Below are 22,229 nucleotides of genomic sequence, written 5' to 3'. Positions count from 1 at the left end.
TTGCTCTTCCAGCAACTGCCCGCGTTCATTCCACACCAGCCGATGACAGCTGTGATCGGGATAGCAAACCCTCGTCAGTTGCCCGCGCTTGTTATAGCTGTGGTCGGTCATGTGGCCATCGGGATCGATCCGACGTGTCACATCACCCTGATCATTGCGCTCATACTTCCAGACCGCCTGGCCCCGCCGCACCACGCGTACGAAGCCGTTGTCATGCTCGTAGGACGTCGGTTCGTCATCCCCCGGAAACATCGCCACCAAGCGTCCGGCGTCGTCGTACTGATAGGCCGTCACCGCGCCCAGCGGGTCTTGCTCAACCGTCAGCCGGCCCTTGGCGTCATAGGATTTGAAATGCTCGGCGCCGTCCGGGTCGATACGCTGCACCAGGCGTGCCCGCTGGTCGTGCACGTAGACTTCCTGGCTGCCATCGGCGTTAAACACGGTGACCTGGCCGTCGTCACCCCAGGCGTAACGCGCGTCCATCTGCGAGAAGCTCGCCCAATGCCGGACACACCGCGCCGCCTTGCCTGCCCGTTCCCACTCCCAGTAGAAAGTCGCGCCGCCGGCCAACTGCCGCTCAAGAATGACGTGCTGATCGTCGTACCGGTAAACCTCGCACTCACCGACGGCATTGGTCGCCGACACCAGTCGGCCAAGAGCGTCATAGGCGTAGGAAACAACGGTCTGCTCTGTCACCCAGGCGAAAGACTCATGCCCCTTGGCGCGCTGAACCTGATAATCCACCGCCACGATGCGGCCCAGCTCATAGCGCAAACACAGCGAGCGGCCGACGCCGTTATCCAACCGCTCAATGCGCCCCGAACGATCCCGCACAATGCGCAGCCGGTTGTCGTACGCATCGCTGATGGCGGTCAGCACACCGTCGCGAAAGTGGTAGAACCGCGACGCCTGGGCCAGCACCAACTCATCGGGCAGAGCGCCTAGATAGATCGCCGCTTCGGCCAGGCTATTGGTGATTGCAGGCCGTAACTCAGTGGGCAGTGGAAACTCAGTGGAGCGGTTTTCATGGTCCGTCCACAGCACCGAATCGCCCGACACCGCAAGCCTGTGCGCCAGCGCATGGCTCCAGCCAAACCCCAGCCCGCAATCCACCTCCACGGCACTGGTGCGGTACAGCCGCGTCCACTCAAACGGCAACACGCCATCCAGCGTGCCATCGGTGAGGGTCAGTAATTCCTCGCCGGTGACCATCGACACCGGGCAGCCATGGGAGGCGGTTTTGTCCGCACTGGCGGCGGCGTCGCCCTGTGGGTTTTTCGCCGAAACCGGTGCATCGTCGACAGGCTCCTGTCTGATCAGCACGGTCTTTTGCGACTTGCTGCGAACCGCCGGAACCGGGTTGGAAACCAGATGATCCCCAGCCTTCAACGGCCCAACCGGCACCGTCTTGATCGGCGTCGCCACACTGCCCAGCAACAACGGCTTCAGCGCTTCGGCATGGGGCTCCAGGCGTGGTCCCACCAGTTGCTCCGCCAGCGTTTGCAGCCAACTGCGCGCTCGCCCGGACTTGATATGCCCCAGCACTTGGGCACCCAGTCGAAGCTTCACGCCCATGCCCCGGGTGGCCCAGATCAAAAACAGGTTGATCAACACTTCGCCGGTGATTTCACCCAGCAGTTCATACATGTCTGGCGGCGGCAGCATGCGTATCCAGGCGACAATGGCCGACAGGCAGATAAACAAAAGCGGTTCATCGCTGAGCACGAGCAGGCCGTGGGCAATGGCGTCCTTGCCCACTTTCAGCAGTTCATCGAGTTCGGCTTGGGAGAGGTAATGCAGCAGCTTTTCGCTGTTGAGCGGGATGTCGGCGAGCAGGTCATAGAGCTGGGTGATGTTGTCCCACAGGCTGTAGAGCGCCTTGCCGATGCCATTAACGAACGATGCCTCCACCATCCGGCGCCGGTTCAGCGGTGTGGCGTCGGTGTAGGCTTTCCACTGGGACTGAAAAGTACTCGTCCACTGTTCGCGCAAGCCAAGTTCCAAGCGGTCGACCACCGACTGATAAGACGCATACAGCGTCTTGACGTGATCCTTGGAAACGTTGGGATAGAAGGTGATTTGATAGCGCTGATCGCGGGTGCACCCTGTGACTTCAAGAATGCCGCTGGGGCCGATGGTGTCGTGGAGGGGTGGCCCGATCGGGCTGCCATCCGCTGCAATGGCTTGCAGCATCACGGGGGTATTGCCGATAGGCACGAACTGCGTGCTTTCGAACATATGCACCAGGGTCAACGAGCCCTGGGCTTTGCACACGGCGACCGTGGAACTCGGTGATTGGGACGAAACCGGTGCTACCAGCGCCACCTCGTCACCGGCCTTGAACACCTGCTCGACATCCAGCGCCCCTGAGCTCCAGAAGCTCTCAGCCCAGCCGTCAAATGTATTCAGGCATTCACGGAAGCCGCGCAAGACGCTTTCAACATCGACGGTCTGCGCCTCCATCGGGATCAGGGCGAGCCTGCCGATGGCCGGGTTCAAAACACAGCCCCTTCAACTGGAGCCTTCAATCGATCAATCATCTGCAATCCCTCGCACTGTGAAATCAGGCGAGGGACTTTGCAGAGGTTTTCAGGGCAGGGGAGTAGAGCTTATCCGGCGGTTGCGTGGGATGTTTCGATAGCCTCTGTCTCCTCCCAACCAAGCGACGGACTGCACAGTACAAAGGCTGCCCCAAGCCCATCCTGGCGCTGCTCATCCGTAATGGGGGCGCTGTCTTGCGCTACCGTTTTTCCAAGAAAGCCGATTTATTGTCTTATCTGTAGGACAGTAAGAGCTGTAATTGCTATCTAGCGCTCAATTGGTATCAGATTTAAGGTGTATGCACTTTGGAGGTACACCATGAAAAAATTGATCGGTATCTACACCAGCCCTCGCGCCCATTGGGTCGGCGACGGCTTCCCGGTGCGCACACTGTTTTCCTACGACACCCTGGGCAAGCACATCAGCCCATTCCTGTTGCTGGACCACGCAGGCCCTGCCGATTTCACCCCCACCGAACACCGTCGCGGTGTCGGCCAGCACCCCCATCGCGGATTTGAAACCGTGACCATTGTCTACGACGGTGAAGTCGAGCACCGCGATTCCACGGGGGCCGGCGGCAAAATCGGGCCTGGCGATGTGCAATGGATGACGGCGGCTAAAGGCATCCTCCACGAGGAGTTCCATTCCGAAGCTTTCGCCCGTAGCGGCGGGGCGCTGGAGATGGTGCAACTGTGGGTCAACTTGCCGGCGAAGGACAAAATGGCCGACGCGGGCTACCAAACCATCGTCGATGGTGACATTCCGGTGTTGCCGCTGGCCGACGGTGCCGGGCAATTGCGCCTGATTGCCGGTGAGTTCGCCGGCACCCAAGGCCCGGCGCGCACTTTTACGCCGATTGACGTGTGGGACCTGCGCCTCAACGCCGGTAAAACGGTCACGCTGGACCTGCATGCCGGGCGCAACACCGCGTTGGTGATTTTGCGCGGCACCGTGCTGGTCAACGGCGAGGAAGTCGCGCGCCAAGGCCAACTGGCCTTGTTCGAGCGCGATGGCAGCCAGCTCACCCTGGAGGCCAACGACGACGCCAAGGTGCTGCTGCTCAGCGGCGAGCCGATCGACGAGCCTATCGTCGGCCACGGCCCGTTCGTGATGAACACCGAGCAGGAAATCCACCAGGCATTTGCGGACTTCCAGTCGGGCAAGTTTGGGCAAATGCAACGCTGACGGTCTGTAGTAACCCCCTTGTGGGAGCGGGCTTGTGGTGGCCTGGGAGCCTTTTTTGTGGCGAGCAAGCTTGCTTGCGCTGGGGTGCGAAGCGCCCCCCATAGAGCCGGAGACTGCTGCGCAGTCAACGGGAGCAAGCTCCCTCGCCACAGCAAGCCCGCTCTCACAATTTATCCGGCGCTATACCCGACGTCTCCAATTCATGCGATCTTCTCGGCATGTACCCTGGAGTCGCCTTGATGCCCTCATTTATCGCTGATCACCCAATGCTCTGCGCGTTGGCGCTGATCTTTATCGACATCGCCGTGTGGCGGCTTATTTCCGTCAACCTGGCCAATTGGAAGCTGGCGGCGCGGTTGGTGATTTTCGCGGTCTTCAGTGCCGTGCTGTTCAACGACGGCATGAACCCCATGCAACTGGCCCCCTATGCCGACGATACCGCCTTGCACCTGGCCGCCACGGCCCTGCAGATCGGCTGGTGGCTGTTCGCGGCCCGGACCCTCACGGTATTGCTCGGCACCTTGATGATGCAGCGGGTCGGTCATACCGGGCGACTGCTGCAGGACCTGATGGGCGCGGTGATTTTCCTGATCGCGATTATCGCCGCCATGGCCTACGTACTCGATCTGCCGGTCAAGGGCGTGCTCGCCACTTCCGGCGCGGTGGCGATCATCGTCGGCCTGGCGCTGCAGAGCACCTTGAGCGACGTCTTCTCCGGGATCGTCCTCAACACCACCAAGCCTTATCAGCTGGATGACTGGATTTCCATCGACGGCACCGAAGGGCGTGTCACCGATATCGACTGGCGCGCCACACGCCTGCAAACCTCCCAGGGCAGCATGGCGGTGATTCCCAACTCCCTGGCGGCCAAGGCCAAGATCATCAACTTTTCACGCCCGGCGGACATGTTCGGGTTGGCGGTGAGCCTGCAAGTGAGCCCCCATGCGCGCCCGCAAACTGTAATCGAGGCGTTGGAGCGTGCGATGCTGGGGTGCCGGCCGTTGCTGGCCACGCCGGCACCGAGTGTCGCGTTCAAGACCTCGACCAGTGGCGGCGTCGAGTATGAAATCAGCGGTTTTGTGCCCGCCATGGGCCTCAAGCGGGACGTGCGCAACCAACTGTATGACCTGGCGTTTCGTCACCTGCAGGCTGCGGGTGTCAGCCTGTTGTCCGCCACCGAAAGCAGCGCGCCGACGTTGGCCTCCGGGGCCCGGGCGTTGCTGGAGCGGTCGCCGATCTTCTCCACCTTGCGCCAGGAAGAAAAGGACACCTTCAGCCAGAACATGGTCCTGCACGCCTTCCGCAGCGGCGAGATGATCTTGCCGGCGGGAGAGGTCAGCGACCATTTGTTCATCGTCGCCTCCGGTGTGGTGTCGGTCATGCTGACCAAGGACGGGCATAAATTCGAAGCCGGGCGCATGGGGCCGGGGGAGGTGATTGGCGAGGCGGGGATTCTGTCCGATCAAGGGGTGCCCGCAGACTTCCTGGCCAAGACCTACTGCACCCTGTATCGCGTCGAGAAGGAATACCTCAAGCCTTGCCTGGACGCGCGGCACGACATCAGCGAGGCCATGAAAGCGTTGCTGGACTTCCGCCTGCACGCCGCCCAGACCTTGACCCAAGCGACGCCGGTCGCGCCGGTGAAGACCGGATTCCTGCAGTGGCTAAGGAACCGTGGGCTGTAGATTGGTCACCTGTTCTTCGCCCGAATTGGCTATTTCTCCGGGACGCCGCGGTGACTAATCTGCTCACCCATCCCACCGTTCCGGAGTATCACCATGCAGGCCCGTACCGATTTCTACACCGCGTCCCCGGATGCCATGAAAGCCATGCTTGCCCTGGAAGCCGCCGTCGGCAAACTGTCCATCGAACTGCCGCTGCTGGAGCTGGTGCGCCTGCGCGTGTCGCAGATCAACGGCTGCGCCTTCTGCCTCGACATGCACACCGCCGATGCACGCAAGGGCGGTGAAACCGAGCGCCGCCTTTACACCCTGTCGGCCTGGCGTGAAACGCCGTTCTTCACCCCACGTGAACGCGCCGCACTGGCCTGGGCCGAAAGCCTGACGCTGATCAGCCAGACCCACGCCGCCGACGCCGACTACACCGCGCTCGCTGCCGAGTTCAGCCCGCAGGAACAGGTCGACCTGAGCCTGGCGATCAACACGATCAACAGTTGGAACCGCCTGGCGGTGGGTTTTCGCAAGATGCCCAAGTAATCAGAAGTTGACCGAGGCACTCAGGCGCGCCGTCAGGGGCGCGCCCTGAAACACGTAGTCATCGCCCAGGTACTCGCCCGCGTCGCGCCAGTAGCGCTTGTCGAACAGGTTGTCGACGCTCAGGCGAAACACCGTTTCATAGCCGTCGAACCGGGTGGTGTAGCGGCTGCCGATGTTGACCACCGCATAATCCCCCACCTCCACATTGCCGGTGCGATTGGCGTATTTGCTGGCGCTGTATTGCACGCCGCCGAGTACCGCCAGGCCGTTTACCCAGGGCAAGGCATAGTCGGCGTACACACTGGCGCGCAGCTTGGGCACGTTGATCGCTTGATGACCTTCATAGTCCGGCGTGCCGCTGCCGTTCACCCGGGCGCGAATCGCCGCCACGCTGCTGGCGATTTGCAGACGGTCGGTGGCCCAGCCGTTGGCTGACAACTCCAGCCCGGTGTTCTGTTGCTGGCCTTGTTGCACGTAGGTGAACGTATCACCTTCGGGTTTGGCGTACTGATAGGCCTGGCGCGTCTGGAACACGGCGGCGGCGAAGCTGATGCGGCGCCAGTCGTACTTCACACCGGCTTCGATTTGCCGCGACGTGGTCGGTGCCAGGGTTTCATTGGCATTGGTCGCAAACCACGGTGCCGTGCCGCCCAGGCTCAGGCCCTTGCTGTAGCTGGTGTACAGCGAGATGTTTTCAATCGGTTTATAGATCAACGACGCCTGGGGCAGAAACACATACTGCCGGGTATGGCGGGCTTGATTGCCATCGCTGTCGAAGGCCTTCTCATCCAGGCGCACTTCACGGCCGCCGATGAGGGTCTGCCATTGTTCGTTGAAACGGATACGGTCGGTGACGAACAGGCCGTACTGGCGGCTGTCGAGGTTACGGTGGCTGTCGTTCAACGGCGCGTCGGTGGGTACGAAGCTCGGGGCCTCTTCGTTGATATTGCCGCTGCCAATGTACGCGTTGACCGGTTCGCGCTTGTCGATCACCCGTCGGAACGCGCTGGTGCCGAAGGTCAGCTCATGGCCCAGCCCCGCTGTGTCGAACAGCCCGGTCATGGCCGCTTGCACTTCATCATTGCGGCGCGTGTCGTCGGGGCTGCGATAGTCGTAGATGCCGTAATCGCCTTGAGCCGAGAAATAGTTGCCGACGCCCGTCGTGTCGCCGCCCCAGGCAAAGGCGCTGTAATCGTCAATCACCACCTTGCTGCGTGCCGCGCTGACGGCGCCTGTCCACTGATCGCTGAAACGGTACTCAAACTTGCCGTTGAGGTTCAACGAATCGATACCGACCTGATGGCCGCCACTTTGATGGCCGAGCAGTTTTCTGGGCGAAGCATTATGGGGCACCTCGGTGCCTCCGAGCAGTTGATAGCCCGGAACCGAGCGCTGTTGCTTGTTCTGGTATTCCGCATCCAGTTGCAGCACGGCATCGGGGCTGATATTCCAGTCAAAAGCCAGGGACACAAAATCGCGCTGGCCGTTGGCATGCTCCACGTAGGTGTGCAGGTCTTCATGGGCCACGTTGGCGCGCAGACCGAATTGCTGTTCGCTGCCGAACCAGCCACCGATGTCGGAGGCGACATAACCGCTGCCCCGGTCGTCGCTGGAAACGGTGACCGAACGCACATCCTCCGGGCGCTTGGTCACATAGTTGATCACACCGCCGGGCTCGGAGATGCCGCTCTGTAACCCGGCCAGTCCCTTGAGTACTTCCACCTGCTGCTTGTTTTCCAGGGCGACGTTCTGCTCGCCGGTGACGGTGCGCCCGTTGATCTTGTAGCTGCTCGCCGCGTTCAGCGAAAAGCCACGTACCACAAAGTTTTCGTAGTAGCCGATGGGCGCATAGCTGTCGCCCACCGAAGCGTCGTTGCGCAGCACTTCGCTGAGCAGGCGGGCCTGCTGGTCCTTGAGCATGCTGGCGTTGATCACCGTGATCGAAGCCGGGGTGTCCAGCAGTGGCGCCTCGGCGAAGCCGCCGACCGAGGCCGTGTCGCTGCGGTAACCGGATACTTCCTGGCCCTGGACCTGCACCGCCGGCAGCTCTATTTCAGCCGCCAGGCTATTGCCGATACCGCCGCTGAGCAGCAAGCCGAGGGCAAAATGAGAACGGACGACGGGACGAAAACGCAAAACCATGGGGCAGGGCCTTAAAGCGCGGGGCGGGGGGGCGCATAAACTAGGGGGCAATACGCTGGCGGGCAAGCCTAAATATCAGTCAGGCAAGACTTTTTGCAGGCGCGAGCTTGCTCGCGAAGCACTCACAGGCGCTGCGTTGATTCAGGCAACACGCGTTATTGTTGGGGGGGGGGCGCGAGCAAGCTCGCTCCTACAGTTTTCTTCCAGCACTCAACAGTGGCGCTTGAGGGTTTCGCTCGGCAATTCCTTGAACAACGCCCGGTAGCTGTTGGAAAACCGCCCCAAATGCCAGAACGACCAATTCATTGCCACTTCGGCCACGGTCGTTCCCCGCGAATTCAACAACTCCCGCCGTGCCCCGTTCAACCGGCGCAAGCGCAACCACTGTGCCGGGCTCATCCCGGTGTAGGTCTTGAAGCCTTGCTGCAATTGACGCAGCGGCACCCCTGCAATACAGGCGAGTTCCAGCAGATTGACGGTTTCGTCCGGTGCGTCCGCCGCCCATTCGCCGATGCGGGCCATTAACTGGCGCTCTTCGCTGCGGCGTTGCAACGAACTGCCGTCCAGGCATACGCAGGCGTTGTCGAGAATGAACAGGCAGTCGTCGAGCAGTTGTTGGGTGAGGGCGTCGCGACTGATGGGGTCGCTGACGGCGGACAGGCGCGTCAGCGTGCCACTGAGCCAACGGGTGAACAGCGCATTCTGCTGGCAGGTCAGCGGCGCCATGAACAAACCGTCCAACTTCGCCACGTCCAGCCCTTGGCGCTGCACGAACTGCGGGCCGAATACCACGGCCACCTCACGGTAGTTTTCCGGGGTAATCCATGTGTTGCGGCTTTCGCCGTTGAGCATGTACAGCACGTTTTCGCTGCCGTCGAAACAGAACGCCAACGAGCCCGGCGGAGCATTGAAGTGCTGCTCCACGCGGGTGTTCATGCACTCTTCGTAGACCTGCACACCTTGCAGGTCGAGGTAGCGCACCTGCCCGGCAAAATGCCCCGGGGACATCTGCTGGTACTGCTGCACCCAGCCGGGTGTCGCATTGCATTGAGCGGCCACATCACCGGTGGTGAAGGCCTGTACGCGCAAAGCTGTCGCCTGTGTCATGAGTAACCTTGGCGCACTCTATTGGTGCGTTGTGGTTCGTGCAAAGTGGATAGATGCCCTTTGAAGGCTGGCCCAAGATAGACCTCAATGCGCCGGGAGTACAAGCCGGCGTGTGCAGCCAACCCATGACGAGGTCCTTATGAACGCCCCTTTCGATCAGCTGTCCGCCTGGCTGAAAGAACACAAGATTACCGAAGTCGAATGCGTGATCAGTGATTTGACTGGCATCGCACGCGGCAAGATTGCGCCCACCAACAAGTTCCTGCATGAGCGAGGCATGCGCCTGCCGGAAAGTGTGCTGCTGCAAACGGTGACCGGGGACTTTGTCGACGACGATATCTACTACGACCTGCTCGACCCGGCCGATATCGACATGGTGTGCCGCCCGGTGTCCAACCCGGCGTACAACGCTTTTTATGTCGTGCCATGGGCCATTGAACCCACCGCGATAGTGATCCACGACACTTTCGACAAGCAGGGCAACCCCATTGAACTGTCGCCACGCAACGTGCTGAAAAAGGTGCTGCAGCTCTACACCGACCGAGGCTGGCAACCCATCGTCGCGCCGGAAATGGAGTTCTACCTGACCCAGCGTTGCGAAGACCCGGACCTGCCGCTGAAAATCCCCGTGGGCCGCTCCGGCCGCGCCGAAACCGGCCGCCAGTCGTTTTCCATCGACGCCGCCAACGAATTCGACCCGCTGTTCGAGGACGTCTACAACTGGTGCGAAGCCCAGGGCCTGGACCTCGACACGCTGATCCACGAAGACGGCCCGGCGCAGATGGAAATCAACTTCCGCCACGGTGACGCGCTTGACCTGGCCGACCAGATCACTGTGTTCAAGCGCACCCTGCGCGAAGCCGCGCTCAAGCACAACGTAGCGGCTACCTTCATGGCCAAGCCGGTGGCCGACGAGCCGGGCAGCGCCATGCACCTGCACCAGAGCGTGGTCGACATTGCCACCGGCAAGCCGGTGTTCGTCGACGCCGACGGCAAGATGAGCGCGCTGTTCTTGCACCATATCGGCGGCCTGCAGAAGTACATCCCCAAGCTGCTGCCAATGTTCGCACCCAACGTGAACTCGTTCCGGCGCTTTTTGCCGGACACCTCGGCGCCGGTCAACGTCGAGTGGGGCGAGGAAAACCGTACCGTCGGGTTACGCGTGCCCACCTCCAGCCCCGACGCCATGCGCGTGGAAAACCGCCTGCCCGGCGCCGATGCCAACCCCTACCTGGCGATTGCCGCCAGCTTGCTGTGTGGCTACCTGGGCATGGTCGAACAGATTGAGCCGAGCGCACCGGTCGAAGGCCGTGCGTATGAGCGACGCAACCTGCGCCTGCCGTTCACCCTCGAAGATGCCTTGGCGCGGATGGAGGATTGCGACACGGTCAAGCAGTACCTAGGCGATAAATTCGTGCGGGGCTACGTCGCGGTCAAGCGCGCCGAACATGAGAATTTCAAGCGCGTGATCAGTTCCTGGGAACGTGAATTCCTGCTGTTGAGCGTCTAAAAAAACCAAAAAGGGGTGTCGATATGCGTCTTGTGAAAAAGCTTCTCCCGCTGGCCCTGGTGGCCGCTTTCAGCAGCACAAGCCAGGCCGCGCCGACGGTCAGCGTATACAACTGGACCGATTATATCGGCGAGACCACCTTGGCGGATTTCCAGGCCAAGACCGGGATAAAAGTGATCTACGACGTGTTCGACTCCAACGAAACCCTGGAGGGCAAACTGCTGGCCGGGCGCACCGGCTATGACGTGGTGGTGCCGTCCAACCACTTTCTGGCACGGCAGGTGAAAGCCGGGGCGTTCCTCAAGCTCGACCGCGCGCAGTTGCCCAACTTCAAGAACCTGGATCCCAAGCTGCTCGCGCTGTTGGAGAAAAACGACCCGGGCAATGCGCACTCGGTGCCGTACCTGTGGGGCACCAACGGCATCGGCTATAACGTCGACAAGGTCAAGCAAGTGCTGGGCATCGACCATATCGACTCGTGGGCGGTGCTCTTCGAGCCGGAAAACATCAAGAAGCTCAACCAGTGCGGTGTGGCTTTCCTCGACTCGGCGGATGAGTTGTTCCCGGCGATTCTCAACTACATGGGCAAGGACCCACGCAGCGAGAACCCCAAGGATTACCAGGAGGCCGAAGCCAAGCTGCTGACGCTGCGGCCGTATATCACCTATTTCCATTCCTCCAAGTACATTTCGGACCTGGCCAACGGTGATATCTGCGTAGCGTTCGGCTATTCCGGCGACGTGTTCCAGGCCGCCAACCGCGCCAAGGAAGCCAGGAACGGAGTGAACATCGCCTATTCGATTCCCAAGGAAGGCTCCAACCTGTGGTTCGACCTGCTGGCCATTCCCGCCGATGCCGGCAACGTGAAAGAAGCCCACGCCTTCATCAACTACCTGCTGGACCCCGAGGTGATCGCCAAGGTCAGTGCCTCGGTCGGGTATGCCAACGCCAACCCAGCGGCCAAACCGTTCATGGCTCCGGAGCTGGTGAACAACCCTGAGGTGTACCCACCCCAGGCAGTGCTCGACAAACTCTATATTTCCACCACGCCAAGCCCGGCCACCATGCGCCTGATGACCCGCGCCTGGAGCAAAGTGAAGACCAATAAATGATGCAGTCCAGTGAACACGCCCGCTCCTATTACCGGGCGACGGCCCATGCCATGCCTGAGCGTCCTGCGTTGGCCGCCGACCTCCACGCCGATGTCTGTGTGATCGGCGGTGGGTTCACCGGCGTCAACACCGCTATCGAACTGGCCCAGCGCGGGCTTTCGGTGATCCTCCTGGAGGCCCGGCGCATCGGTTGGGGCGCCAGTGGGCGTAATGGCGGGCAGTTGATTCGCGGTATCGGCCACGATGTATCGGGGTTCGCCAAGTACATCGGTGAGGAGGGGGTAGGTTACCTGGAACGGGCCGGTATCGATTCGGTGGCGCTGGTGGGTGAGCGCATCCGCGAGCACCGCATCGACTGCGACTTGCGCTGGGGTTTTTGCGAGTTGGCCAACACGGCGGCGCAATTTGCCGCCTTCACGCGTGAGCAGGACAACCTGGCGAAGCTGGGGTACGGCCCTGAAACCCATCTGGTAGGCCCGCAGGATATGGCGCAGGTGGTGGGCTCCACGGCTTATGCCGGGGGCTTGGTGGACATGGGCTCCGGGCACTTGCATCCGCTCAATCTGGTAATGGGCGAAGCCCGGGTGGCCGAGGCCCTGGGGGTGCGGATTTTCGAGCACAGCCCCGTGCTGGAGCTGATCCACGGCGACACGGTACGCGCGCGTTGCGCGGGCGGCACCGTGCGCGCTTCCCACCTGGTGCTGGCGTGCAATGCACATCTGGACGAACTGGAACCACGCCTGAGCGGCAAGGTACTGCCGGCGGGCAGCTACATTATCGCCACCGAACCGTTGAGCGAGGCAGTGGCCAGGCAACTGATCCCGCAGAATCTGGCCCTGTGTGACCAGAAAATCGGTTTGGATTACTACCGCTTGTCAGCTGACCGTCGCCTGTTGTTCGGGGGCGCGTGTCATTATTCGGGACGCGACCCGGCCGACATCGCCGCCTATATGCAACCGAAGATGCTCAAGGTGTTCCCGCAGTTGGCCAATACCGCCATTGAGTTCCAGTGGGGCGGCAAGATCGGCATCACCGCCAATCGCTTTCCCCAGGTCGGGCGACTCAAGCAGTACCCCAACGTATTCTATGCCCAGGGCTATTCCGGGCATGGGCTCAACGTGACGCATTGGTGCGCACGCTTGCTGGCCGAGGGTATTCATGCCGGGCAGAGCAGGGGCCTGGACCTCTTCAGTCGCGTGCCGCACATGACCTTCCCGGGCGGCAAGCTGTTGCGTTCGCCTTTACTGGCATTGGGCATGCTGTGGTTGCGTTTGCGAGGTCTGGTAAATAATTAGACCTTGTGGGACTCAAGTTTGTCGAAGTATGTCTTGGACGGTCCGATGGGCGCCGTCTAGGATCTTCTCAATGGTCAAAACGACCCTGAGCCTGTTTGAGCAAACGTGAGGATTTCGATGATGAACATTGATGTGAGTGGCAAAGTCGCTATCGTCAGCGGCAGCACTGCCGGGATCGGCCTGGGCATCGGCCGGGCCCTGGCGCAATCCGGCGCCACCGTAGTGGTGATCGGGCGTGAAGCGGGCAAGGTCGACGGCGCACTGGCGAGCATTCGCGAGGATGTGCCGGGAGCGGACCTGCGTGGGGTGGTGGCGGACCTCGGCACCGAGGAAGGCGCAGCGACACTGTTCGCCGCCGAGCCGCGTGCCGACATCCTGGTCAACAACCTGGGCATCTTCAACGACGTCGACTTCTTCGACGCGCCGGACAGCGAGTGGACGCGCTTCTACGAAGTCAACGTGATCTCCGGTGTACGCCTGGCGCGGCACTATGTGCCGGACATGGTGGCGCAGGGCTGGGGCCGGGTAATCTTCGTGTCTTCGGAGTCCGGCGTGGCGACCCCGGCCGACATGATCAACTATGGCGTGACCAAAAGCGCCAACCTGGCGGTATCCCATGGCTTGGCCAAACGCTTGGCGGGCACTGGTGTGACGGTCAACGCGATCCTGCCGGGACCGACCTTCACCGATGGCCTGGAGAATATGCTCAAGGACGCCACGGCCAAATCCGGGCGCAGTGCCCGGGATGAAGCGGATGTGTTTGTGCGAAACGCCCGGCCGACTTCGATTATCCAGCGCGCAGCCAATGTGGATGAAGTGGCGAACCTGGTGGCGTACATTGCTTCACCGCTGTCGTCCGCCACTACCGGTGCGGCGTTGCGGGTCGATGGTGGTGTCGTCGACAGCATGGCGATCTGAATTTTTTCTGGAATGGAGTATTACCCGTGCCAACAGCGTCTTCTGTAATTGAAATCCCGGTATCGGCCGACCAGGTCTGGCAATTGATAGGTGGCTTCGATTCACTGCCCGACTGGCTGCCATTCATCGTCAAGAGCGAAGCGCGCGACGGTGGTCGCGTGCGTCATCTGCAAGCCGCCGATGGCGCTGTGATCGTCGAGCGCTTGCAGACATTTGATAACGTGGCGCGTACCTACAGCTACACCATCGAGCAGTCGCCGTTCCCGGTGTCGGCCTACCTGGCGACCTTGCAGGTTGAAGCCTTGACCGACACGTCGGCGAAGGTGACCTGGTCCGGCGTATTCACCCCGGTGGCCGGTACCACGGACGCGCAGGCAGAAGAGCTGTTTGCCGGGGTCTACCGCGGTGGGCTCGAGGCGCTACGCGCTAATTTCCCAGACTGAGACGTTCGAGGATCAGCGCGACTGACTGGGCCGGCGTGACGTTCGCAGTGTCGAGGGTCAACGTCGGTTCAGCCCAGGCCGCGTATTCATGGGCTGCTACCGATTGCCAGGTCGGTGGCGTCAGCCCTGGGATATCGCCTGTCCGGGTTTCCACACGACGTTGGTGTTCCTCGCGGTCCGAGCAGATCACCTGGATGTTGATCAGCTCGACATTGGCAGCCACCGCCACCTCCCGCCAAGCCTTGCGGCTTTCTTCGACGGGGTTTACGCAGTCGGCGACCACCCCAAGCCCCAGGCGCAAATTGCTCAGTGCGAGCGCATTCGCCACGTGGTAACCGCCGGCACCCACATCGCCGGCCAATACGGCCGCCTCGCGCAGCGCCTGTTCGATCACATCGATACGCAAGTAAACCGCACCTGTCCGGTGTGCCAGTTTCTGCGCAATGCTGGTCTTCCCGGTGCCGGGCAGGCCGCTGAATACAATAAGCATGGTCGATCCTTCGCAGGGGTAAGCGCAGCCAGTCTAGCGGCGTCTACTTCAAATAGCAGGCGCCGATCCAGTCCGCCGGGTGCTCTACCAACTGTTTGGCCACTGGCAGGTAACGGCTGTCCAACTGCGCCGCCAACCAGAACAGTGTGGCGCTGCTCCTGGGCTGCCAGGTGCCGCTGTACCCGGCTTCACCTGCGTTGGCGCGGTCCTTGTCGAATTGCACATGGGTGTGCACGAACTCCTGGTGGCTGCGCTCGCCGTTGGCATAGGGCACCAGCCAGTCCAGCGCAGCGCCCAGGGAACTGCCGTTGGCGCCGATTCTCAACCAGTCACCGCCGATGCCGTAGGGTTTGGCCGCCAGTGCGGCCTGCACCAGGGGTTCGAGGTCATAGACCACATAATGCAGGGCGTCGCGGTCCTGGAAGTCGGTCACCGAACCGTCGGGCAGGACGTTGTCGGCGATCTGCTGTTTAAACAGTTGCAGAGCCTGTTCCAACATCGGCCGATCATTCAGTGCAGCGGCGGCTACGGTGACCAGCTTGATGCGATGGCTCTGCCAGTTATTGGTCTGGGTGCCTTTCTTCGCGCCGTGGAATTGCTGGATATGCGCGATGTAGCCGTTGCCCAGGCGTTGGATCAGGCGACGGCTGGCGTCGCGGGTTTCCAGGCGCAGGTGGTCGGCGGTGAGCGCGTAGGCGCCGATCAGCATGTCGAGGTTGGTTTCGTCGATCGGGTTGAAATCCGGCTGATACACGTCGGCCCAGGCGGCCAGGTAATCATCGACTTGCTTGAGGTAGCGCGGGTCGCCACTGATGCGCCAGGCCAGTGCAGCCTGGCGCATGATCGGCCAATCCTTTTCGGCGACGATGCTCTGCTCGCGGATGCCTTGGTTCGGCAAGGTGCCTTCGGTGTGCACATGGGGCAACGGGCTGGGGGTGTCGGCCAAGTGCCGTTGCGCGGCAGCCAGCAACGCCTTGGCATTCGGACTGGCGGCGAGCGGCTGGCACAGATTGGCCGCCATGGCCCCTTGGGATAACACGGCCAGGGCCGCGGTTAAGGCGATCAGGTGTTTTTTCATGAAACGCTCGGCTGGGCTGCAACGCGATCACGCTAGCATGGGACCGGATCGGGTTTGATGAAACTCCCCGCGACTCAGTATGCTGGCGCTTACCGCCCACTCGCTGACAGGACCGTTCATGCCCTTGCCGTTCGTGAAGATGCACGCCCATGGCGATGATTTCATCATCGTCGACCGGCGTGGCCAGGACGACCCGATCACCGCCCGGATCGCCCGTCGCCTGGGAAACCGCCACACGGGCATCGGCTTCAACCAGCTCGCCGTGGTGCTCGATTGCGACGATGCCGCCGCCCGCATCAAATTCTGGAACGCCGACGGCACGCCGCTGGCGACTTGCGGCAGCGCGACACGTGGGGTGGCCGACCGCCTGATGCATGAAGCCGGTACGCAGTCGATTGTGTTACGCACTGACCATGGCCTGCTTACATGCACGCGCGCGCCGGGGCAGCAGGTGTCGGTGGATATGGGCGAGCCGTCACTGGGCTGGGCCGCCGTGCCGCTTGCCGCAGCGATGGACACCGGCTCATTGGCCATCGACGGCGAGCCGGCCGCGTGCAGCATGGGCAACCCGCACTGCACGTATTTTGTCGACGACATCGCTGCCATCGACGTGGCGGCGGTTGGCCCGGCGCTGGAGGTTCACCCGTGGTTTCCCGCCAGGACCAATGTCCATTTCGTCCAGGTACTGGACCGTCACCACATCCGCCTGCGCATCTGGGAGCGCGGTGGCGGCGTGCCGCTGGGATCCGGTTCATGCTGCTGCGGGGCGGTGGTCAACGGTATTCGGCGCGGCTTGCTGGATGCCGTGGTTGAGGTGCAGTGCGACGGCGGCACCGTCACGGTGCAGTGGGACGGGCAAGGCGGGGTGATATTGACCGGCAGCGTTGAGCCGATCATGCAGGGCAGTGTCTACGTGCTTTGAAACTTCACGGTAAAGGTCGTGCCCTCGGCCGCACTGGAATTCACCGCCACATCCCCACCATGTACCCTGGCCAGCTCGCGCACGATATACAGGCCCAGGCCCACGCTGCGTACGTCGCTGCCTTCATCGGTGCCACGGGTCATGGGTTCGAACAGCCCGGCCAACAGCGCTTCGGGAATCACCGCGCCATAGTTGTGCACCGCCACTTCACAGCCGCCATCACCCAGGCGCGAGGTGATGGTGATCGGCTGCTGCAGGTCGCCATACGCCACGCTATTGGCCACCAGGTTGCCGATGATCTGTTGCACGCGGTCGGCGTCCAGGCAGGCATCGCCCTGGCCCTCGGCTCTGTGTTCGAGTGTGGCCGCGGGGAACGCCACGCGTAATTCATCCACGGCGTGATGAATCACGCCATGCAAATCCAGCGGCGCCGTCTTGATGGTGATGCCCTGGCCGACCCGGGCCTGGGTGAAGTCCAACAGGTCGGCGATCATGCGTTGGGCGCGCTCGGAAGACTGGCTGATATGGTCCAGCAGTTGTTGCTCCCTGGGTGTGCGTTCGCCACGGCCGAGAAAGTCGGAGGCCATGCGGATGGCGGTCAGGGGATTTTTCAGGTCGTGGCTGACAATCGCCACCATCTGTTCGGCAAACAATGCACGCCGCTGGACGATCGCATAGGCCTCGTGCAACTCAGCCTGGGCTTCCTGCAAGGCAACTTCAGCGGCGGTTTTTTCCTGCAGCAGCGCTTCGGCCATGTGGCGTGCATTGAGCAACTCGCGCTCATACTTGTCGCGGTCGGTGGTGCCGAACAGGGCCAGGTCATATACCGCACCGTCAGCCAGTTCGCGCTTGATACCGTTGAGCAGCACAGTCACTTTGTGGCCGTCGCGATGCAGGATGTCGAGCTTCACTTCGGTGACGCTGCCGTGCATGCGCAGCATGGGTGCCAGGTGGGTCTGGTGGAAAATCCGCCCGCCCATGGTCAGCAAATCCTGGAAGCGTCGGCCACACAACTCGGCGTTGCTCATCCCGAGCCAGTCGCCGAAGCGCGCGTTGGCGTGCAGGATCGTTCCGTCTTCAGCGGTGACAGCCAAGGCGCAAGCGGCGTTGTCGAACAGGTCAGACAGCATCAGCAGTCGCCCAAGGCGCCAGGAATGCTTCCATTGCTGCTGCACAGGCCTGCGGTGCACTCATGTGCGGGCAGTGGCCGACGTTGTCCACCAGGTGATAGGTGCTGGTGGGCAGCACGCTGTGCAGGTACTCGCCTACGGCGACGGGTGCGATCAGGTCATCGCTCGATTGCAGGATCAGCACCGGCACGTTCAGGCCGAGCACGTCCTGGCGATTGTCCGACAGGAAGGTGACGCGGGCGAATTGCTTGGCGATGTCAGGCTCGGTGCGGCAGAAACTTTCGGTCAGTTCCGTGCTGAGGGCCGGTTTGTCGGGCGCCCCCATGATCACTGGTGCCATGGCGCTGGACCAGCCGAGGTAGTTGCTGTCGAGGGTGTCGAGCAGGTCATCGATATCGCTGCGCTTGAAGCCGCCCACGTAGCCGTCGGTGTCGATATAGCATGGCGAAGGGCCGATCATCACATGAGCGGCAATGCGTCCGGGCGCCAGGCGGTCGGCGAGGGTGCCGATCATTGCGCTGACCGAGTGGCCCACCAGAATGACCGAGCCCTGGGCGTAAGCCTCGATAATTTCGTTGAGGTCGCGGGCGTAGCCGTCCAGCGCGCTGTATTTATTTTTGTCGAAGGCATCCAGGTCCGACAGACCGGCGCCTACGAGGTCGTACAGCACCACGCTGAACTGCTCGAGAAAATACGGGGCCAGGTAATTCCACATTGCCTGGTTACAGCCGAAACCATGGGAGAACACCAGGGTCGCGGAACCGTTGCCCATCACGCTGATGTTGTTGCGGTGGCTTAGGTCCATGGGTGCGGTCTCGATTATGGCTTAGTGCTATATGCGCGAGAGTTTAGTGAGTAGCGTGCCGTGGGTCACGCCTTATAGCGCCGATAAGGTAAAGTCGGCGCCTTCAGGAAGAAACTTCAGGTAACAAAGTATGGTGGTGATTTTGCGGCAATCCGTTGTGAGCCTGATGGCACTGATGCTCGTGGGCCTGCTCAGCCTGGCCCAGGCCGACACATCGCCCATCGGCGTGGCGCTCGACCAGCGCGTGATTGACCTCACCAACACCCTCGACGCAGGCACCACCGCTGGTCTGAAACAACAACTGGCGGCTCTCGAACAGCGCAAAGGCGCCCAAGTGGCCGTGTTGATGGTGCCCACCACCGGAGGCTCGAGCATCGAGGATTACGCCAACCAACTGTTCCGTGCCTGGAAGCTGGGGCGCAAGGACGTCAATGATGGCATCCTGCTGGTGGTGGCCAAGGATGATCGCAAGGTGCGTATCGAGGTGGGTTACGGCCTGGAAGGCACCGTCACCGACTTGCTGGCCCATCGCATCATTGAAGAACACATCACCCCGGCGTTTCGCCAGGGCGACTATGCGGGCGGCGTGCGACAGGCGATCAATGACCTGAGCGTGCTGGTGGACGGCGGCGATTTGGCCAAAGTCGCAGGGCCTGGTCTGAACCCTCAAGCTGTCGCGGTATTGCTCGCTTTCCTGCTTGGCGGGGTTGGCGGTGTATTGATCGCCGCCGGCAAATTGCGCTGGCGCAGGGCGTTGATCGCGACGCTGGTGCTGACGGTGCTGGTGACCGTTTTAACCGGTGGCCGGGAGTGGTGGGCGAACCTGTTCATCGTGCCGCTGACCTTGCTGATCGCCGGCGCCACGTTCGGGGCGTTATGGATGGCGCGCCCGGTGTTTTATTGTGTGATCGGGTTGCTGGCTTACATCATTGGCCTGCTGGTGGTGGACCATTGGTATGCCGATGTCGACTTTATCCATTGGCTGGCATTGCCGCTGGGCGCACTCGCGGTACTGGGGGCATACCTGTTGCTGTGGGTGGTCATGAAAGACGCCTGGAAAACCAGCCGGCTGGGTTTTGCCGTACGCCTGTGCGCGGCGGTGGCGGTGTATGTGGCGGCCGGGTTGATCGCCGACGCGGGCCGTGATGGATGGCTGGTGGCGTTTCCGATTGCTTCGTTTGTGGCCTTGTTCATCTTTGCCAAGACCACCTCCGGCTCGGGCTCCGGTTCGAGCGGTTCGAGCAGTTCGAGTTCCAGCAGTTCCAGCTCCAGCTCCAGCAGTTCGTCTGGCGGCGGCGGTTCCAGTGGCGGCGGCGGGGCGTCGGGCAGTTGGTAAAGCCGCAGGCGCGCTACACCCTACTGCGACGAATCGCAACGGCCACACTCATGATAAAACGTCACTCGTCACCCCCTGAGTAAGGAAACTCGATGCCTGCCATCACTCTTCGACCCGCCACCGCCGAGGACGCCTTGTGTATCGGTGTGCTGGGTATGCAGGTGTTCCTCGACACCTACGCCACCCAAGGCATTCGAGGTTCGATTGCCAACGAGGCATTGCAGGCATTTGCCCCGGATGCAATCACGGCACTGATGGCCGAGCCCGGCACTGCGCTGGTGGTCGCCGAGGCCAATCAACACCTGGTCGGCTTCGCTCAGATCAAACTCAACGCGGGCCATCCGATGATCGAGGCGCCGGATGTCGCCGAGCTGCAGCGCCTGTATATCCAGGAACGCTTCACCGGCCTGGGCATCGGCCATCGGTTGCTGCAAGCGGCAGAGCGGCTTGCAGCGCAAGGGGGCGCGTCGATGCTGTGGGCGACTGTGTGGGTGGGTAATGAGCGTGCGCTGGGTTTTTACCCTCGGCGTGGGTATGCGGTGCTGGGAGCGCCGACCTATACCTTCCAGGGGGAGACCCATGGCAATCGGTTGTTTGGTAAACGCCTGAGCGCCACAAGGGTTTAGATATAAAAAGCCGGCGGCTGTCGGCAGGTTCACGCGGGATTGCAGCCCATCGCAGTCGGGGTTTAGAGCACCGTATGGGCGCAAGCCTGGCGTCGGGTTTCGTCCTCAAAGGCCTGCGCAACTGGCTGCCGCAGCCGAGCCGCATAGCGATCCGCGCAGGCCGAACGGGCCTTGGAAGGCCACGCCCAGGCTCATTTCGAGGTACCAGGCGCTTGAGTTTCGCGGCCGGCGGCAGGGATGGATTTTTTCGGCATGCGTAGGGCATTGCTGCTTTGGGTGAGCACGCAATAGGCCGACTCTACAGGCCAGTCCTTGCGCCCTTTGTTGATCAGGCCGGCAGGGCACAGCAACAAGACATCGCCAAAGGAAAACAGGGGGAACGCCGAGATCACCGGTTGACCACGCACGGTCTCGACGTCGCCCCAGACCTGTGTGTCGAAATCTTCTTTTGCATAGGTTTTCGTCAGCATGAAGTGTGCCGCAACGGGGTCTCTGACGTTCATTGCGAACGCTGCCGAATACACGATGGCCGCAGGGCTTCCCGGTGAAATACCGATGACCAGCCCTCCGGTCACGATCACCGCCAGCACGCTCAGGATCAAGCGTTTGAACAGGTCGGCCTTACTGACGTAGAACACCACCACGGGTAACAGCGTGACAGTGGCGGCGAACATTGAGGTATACATCAGGCGGTTTATCGCATCGGGGGTTTCTTCACCGATATAGGCTTTGAGGATCAGACTGGCAGGGAATACCGCGGACAGCACTGTGGCGGCCAGCAGCAACGCCACCATCAGCGTGAACCACACCCGCAGCGGCCAGCTGCGCGGCTTGCCTGGGCTGGCCATGGTCGCGCAGGTGTCGACAGCCACCCTGAAGACAGGCACCAGCAGCAACGCCAGCAAGGAGACGACAAGCCAACCCACAGTCCAGGACAGTTTCGCCCAGTCACTGAGTTGCGGTCCTTCGAAGATCTGCCATAACAACGCAATGATGCCGACCAGTACCGGCACAAAAAGAACACCCACCAGCTTGTGCTGCTCGGAGGCAAAATCATTGAATAACGACACCGTGAGCCCGAACAGCACCGTGGTCGCCAACAGAATCAACAGGTAGACGCCCAGCATGCCGATCACTGTGGCGAGCCAGGGCACCAGCGCTGACTTGGCTTCCATCGCGGCGGCCATCAGGTCCGGGCGGCCTATCGCCGATGCGTAGGTCGACAGTGTGTAGAACCCCAGCAAAGTACCCAACCCCGCGAACATCACGCTGAGGGGCGCCCAGAAGGTAAGCACGCGCTTGAGGTTTTTTTTCAGGGCCTGTTGAAAGGTCAGGGGAGCTGCATGGGGCACGGGAGGGTTCCTTCCTTGGAT

At 61.8% G+C, this 22,229-nt stretch carries 19 protein-coding genes; 11 read left to right on the top strand and 8 right to left on the bottom strand.

Going from position 1 to position 22,229, the window contains the following annotated elements; all coding sequences use genetic code 11:
- The coding region (locus M5B97_RS02500) for a DUF6531 domain-containing protein (protein WP_248730657.1) at positions 1–2,463 on the bottom strand (2,463 nt) is incomplete at its 3' end.
- A gap of 396 nt (positions 2,464–2,859) precedes the next feature.
- Here M5B97_RS02500 and M5B97_RS02495 point away from each other — a divergent pair.
- The 3 genes from M5B97_RS02495 (at position 2,860) to M5B97_RS02485 (ending at position 5,942) form a co-directional block, all read left to right on the top strand.
- On the top strand, positions 2,860–3,726 hold the full coding sequence (locus M5B97_RS02495; RefSeq protein ID WP_248730648.1) for a pirin family protein: 867 nt from the start codon (positions 2,860–2,862) through the stop codon (positions 3,724–3,726).
- Between the two features lie 239 nt (positions 3,727–3,965).
- Complete coding sequence (locus tag M5B97_RS02490) at positions 3,966–5,411, top strand: mechanosensitive ion channel domain-containing protein (protein WP_134657603.1); 1,446 nt, start codon at positions 3,966–3,968, stop codon at positions 5,409–5,411.
- Positions 5,412–5,504: 93 nt separating this feature from the next.
- Complete coding sequence (locus M5B97_RS02485) at positions 5,505–5,942, top strand: carboxymuconolactone decarboxylase family protein (protein WP_123716329.1); 438 nt, start codon at positions 5,505–5,507, stop codon at positions 5,940–5,942.
- Here the strand turns inward: M5B97_RS02485 and M5B97_RS02480 are convergent, their stop codons facing one another.
- On the bottom strand, positions 5,943–8,084 hold the full coding sequence (locus tag M5B97_RS02480) for a TonB-dependent siderophore receptor (RefSeq protein WP_248730647.1): 2,142 nt from the start codon (positions 8,082–8,084) through the stop codon (positions 5,943–5,945).
- Positions 8,085–8,294: 210 nt separating this feature from the next.
- On the bottom strand, positions 8,295–9,191 hold the full coding sequence (locus M5B97_RS02475) for a helix-turn-helix domain-containing protein (RefSeq protein ID WP_248730646.1): 897 nt from the start codon (positions 9,189–9,191) through the stop codon (positions 8,295–8,297).
- A 139-nt stretch (positions 9,192–9,330) separates the two neighbouring features.
- Here M5B97_RS02475 and M5B97_RS02470 point away from each other — a divergent pair, with 139 nt between their 5' ends.
- From M5B97_RS02470 to M5B97_RS02450, 5 genes are all read left to right on the top strand, one after another.
- On the top strand, positions 9,331–10,701 hold the full coding sequence (locus tag M5B97_RS02470; protein WP_248730645.1) for a glutamine synthetase family protein: 1,371 nt from the start codon (positions 9,331–9,333) through the stop codon (positions 10,699–10,701).
- 23 nt (positions 10,702–10,724) lie between these two features.
- The gene (locus M5B97_RS02465) at positions 10,725–11,813 is read left to right on the top strand and encodes a polyamine ABC transporter substrate-binding protein (RefSeq protein WP_248730644.1); all 1,089 of its coding nucleotides are present in this window, start codon (positions 10,725–10,727) and stop codon (positions 11,811–11,813) included.
- Positions 11,810–13,108, top strand: coding sequence for an FAD-binding oxidoreductase (locus M5B97_RS02460; RefSeq protein WP_248730643.1), 1,299 nt, complete (start codon positions 11,810–11,812; stop codon positions 13,106–13,108). The genes M5B97_RS02465 and M5B97_RS02460 overlap by 4 nt, the downstream gene beginning before the upstream one ends.
- Positions 13,109–13,228: 120 nt before the next feature.
- Complete coding sequence (locus M5B97_RS02455) at positions 13,229–14,026, top strand: SDR family oxidoreductase (RefSeq protein WP_248730642.1); 798 nt, start codon at positions 13,229–13,231, stop codon at positions 14,024–14,026.
- Positions 14,027–14,052: 26 nt separating this feature from the next.
- On the top strand, positions 14,053–14,469 hold the full coding sequence (locus tag M5B97_RS02450) for an SRPBCC family protein (protein ID WP_134657592.1): 417 nt from the start codon (positions 14,053–14,055) through the stop codon (positions 14,467–14,469).
- Here the strand turns inward: M5B97_RS02450 and M5B97_RS02445 are convergent.
- Both M5B97_RS02445 and M5B97_RS02440 read right to left on the bottom strand, forming a co-directional pair.
- Complete coding sequence (locus tag M5B97_RS02445) at positions 14,453–14,959, bottom strand: AAA family ATPase (RefSeq protein ID WP_248730641.1); 507 nt, start codon at positions 14,957–14,959, stop codon at positions 14,453–14,455. The genes M5B97_RS02450 and M5B97_RS02445 overlap by 17 nt on opposite strands.
- Before the next feature lie 43 nt (positions 14,960–15,002).
- The gene (locus tag M5B97_RS02440; protein WP_248730640.1) at positions 15,003–16,037 is read right to left on the bottom strand and encodes an alginate lyase family protein; all 1,035 of its coding nucleotides are present in this window, start codon (positions 16,035–16,037) and stop codon (positions 15,003–15,005) included.
- Positions 16,038–16,155: 118 nt separating this feature from the next.
- Between M5B97_RS02440 and dapF the strand changes: the two genes are divergently transcribed.
- Entirely contained in the window at positions 16,156–16,959 is an 804-nt protein-coding gene (gene dapF / locus M5B97_RS02435; protein ID WP_248730639.1) for a diaminopimelate epimerase, read from the top strand.
- Here dapF and M5B97_RS02430 read toward each other — a convergent pair.
- Together M5B97_RS02430 and M5B97_RS02425 are read right to left on the bottom strand one after the other, a co-directional pair.
- Positions 16,947–18,089, bottom strand: a complete 1,143-nt coding sequence (locus tag M5B97_RS02430; protein ID WP_248730638.1) for a PAS domain-containing sensor histidine kinase — start codon at positions 18,087–18,089, stop codon at positions 16,947–16,949. The two genes, dapF and M5B97_RS02430, sit on opposite strands and share 13 nt — an antisense overlap.
- The gene (locus M5B97_RS02425; RefSeq protein ID WP_248730637.1) at positions 18,079–18,894 is read right to left on the bottom strand and encodes an alpha/beta hydrolase; all 816 of its coding nucleotides are present in this window, start codon (positions 18,892–18,894) and stop codon (positions 18,079–18,081) included. The genes M5B97_RS02430 and M5B97_RS02425 overlap by 11 nt, the downstream gene beginning before the upstream one ends.
- Positions 18,895–19,024: 130 nt before the next feature.
- Between M5B97_RS02425 and M5B97_RS02420 the strand changes: the two genes are divergently transcribed.
- Positions 19,025–20,230: a YgcG family protein gene (locus M5B97_RS02420; protein ID WP_248730636.1), complete on the top strand. Its 1,206-nt coding sequence runs from the start codon at positions 19,025–19,027 to the stop codon at positions 20,228–20,230.
- A 92-nt stretch (positions 20,231–20,322) separates the two neighbouring features.
- Positions 20,323–20,856 carry a GNAT family N-acetyltransferase gene (locus M5B97_RS02415; RefSeq protein ID WP_248730635.1) on the top strand — a complete coding sequence of 178 codons (534 nt, stop codon included), beginning with the start codon at positions 20,323–20,325 and terminating at the stop codon, positions 20,854–20,856.
- Positions 20,857–21,047: 191 nt separating this feature from the next.
- On the opposite strand, the gene M5B97_RS02410 is transcribed toward M5B97_RS02415, so the two are convergent.
- Complete coding sequence (locus M5B97_RS02410; RefSeq protein ID WP_248730634.1) at positions 21,048–22,208, bottom strand: hypothetical protein; 1,161 nt, start codon at positions 22,206–22,208, stop codon at positions 21,048–21,050.
- Between the last annotated feature and the right edge of the window lie 21 nt (positions 22,209–22,229).

Source organism: Pseudomonas sp. MWU13-2517 (assembly GCF_023242545.1).
Lineage (GTDB): Bacteria > Pseudomonadota > Gammaproteobacteria > Pseudomonadales > Pseudomonadaceae > Aquipseudomonas.
The sequence above is the reverse complement of the archived record's forward strand: the minus strand, read 5'-3'. Positions and strand labels throughout refer to the sequence as shown.

Coding starts and splice junctions, on each gene's coding strand:
- M5B97_RS02440 (WP_248730640.1), bottom strand. CDS start 16,037: ATGAAAAAACACCTGATCGCCTTAACCGCGGCCCTGGCCGTGTTATCC.
- M5B97_RS02425 (WP_248730637.1), bottom strand. CDS start 18,894: ATGGACCTAAGCCACCGCAACAACATCAGCGTGATGGGCAACGGTTCC.
- M5B97_RS02460 (WP_248730643.1), top strand. CDS start 11,810: ATGATGCAGTCCAGTGAACACGCCCGCTCCTATTACCGGGCGACGGCC.
- M5B97_RS02430 (WP_248730638.1), bottom strand. CDS start 18,089: ATGCTGTCTGACCTGTTCGACAACGCCGCTTGCGCCTTGGCTGTCACC.
- M5B97_RS02470 (WP_248730645.1), top strand. CDS start 9,331: ATGAACGCCCCTTTCGATCAGCTGTCCGCCTGGCTGAAAGAACACAAG.
- M5B97_RS02415 (WP_248730635.1), top strand. CDS start 20,323: ATGCCTGCCATCACTCTTCGACCCGCCACCGCCGAGGACGCCTTGTGT.
- M5B97_RS02445 (WP_248730641.1), bottom strand. CDS start 14,959: ATGCTTATTGTATTCAGCGGCCTGCCCGGCACCGGGAAGACCAGCATT.
- M5B97_RS02480 (WP_248730647.1), bottom strand. CDS start 8,084: ATGGTTTTGCGTTTTCGTCCCGTCGTCCGTTCTCATTTTGCCCTCGGC.
- M5B97_RS02420 (WP_248730636.1), top strand. CDS start 19,025: ATGGTGGTGATTTTGCGGCAATCCGTTGTGAGCCTGATGGCACTGATG.
- M5B97_RS02465 (WP_248730644.1), top strand. CDS start 10,725: ATGCGTCTTGTGAAAAAGCTTCTCCCGCTGGCCCTGGTGGCCGCTTTC.
- M5B97_RS02490 (WP_134657603.1), top strand. CDS start 3,966: ATGCCCTCATTTATCGCTGATCACCCAATGCTCTGCGCGTTGGCGCTG.
- M5B97_RS02495 (WP_248730648.1), top strand. CDS start 2,860: ATGAAAAAATTGATCGGTATCTACACCAGCCCTCGCGCCCATTGGGTC.
- dapF (WP_248730639.1), top strand. CDS start 16,156: ATGCCCTTGCCGTTCGTGAAGATGCACGCCCATGGCGATGATTTCATC.
- M5B97_RS02485 (WP_123716329.1), top strand. CDS start 5,505: ATGCAGGCCCGTACCGATTTCTACACCGCGTCCCCGGATGCCATGAAA.
- M5B97_RS02475 (WP_248730646.1), bottom strand. CDS start 9,191: ATGACACAGGCGACAGCTTTGCGCGTACAGGCCTTCACCACCGGTGAT.
- M5B97_RS02455 (WP_248730642.1), top strand. CDS start 13,229: ATGAACATTGATGTGAGTGGCAAAGTCGCTATCGTCAGCGGCAGCACT.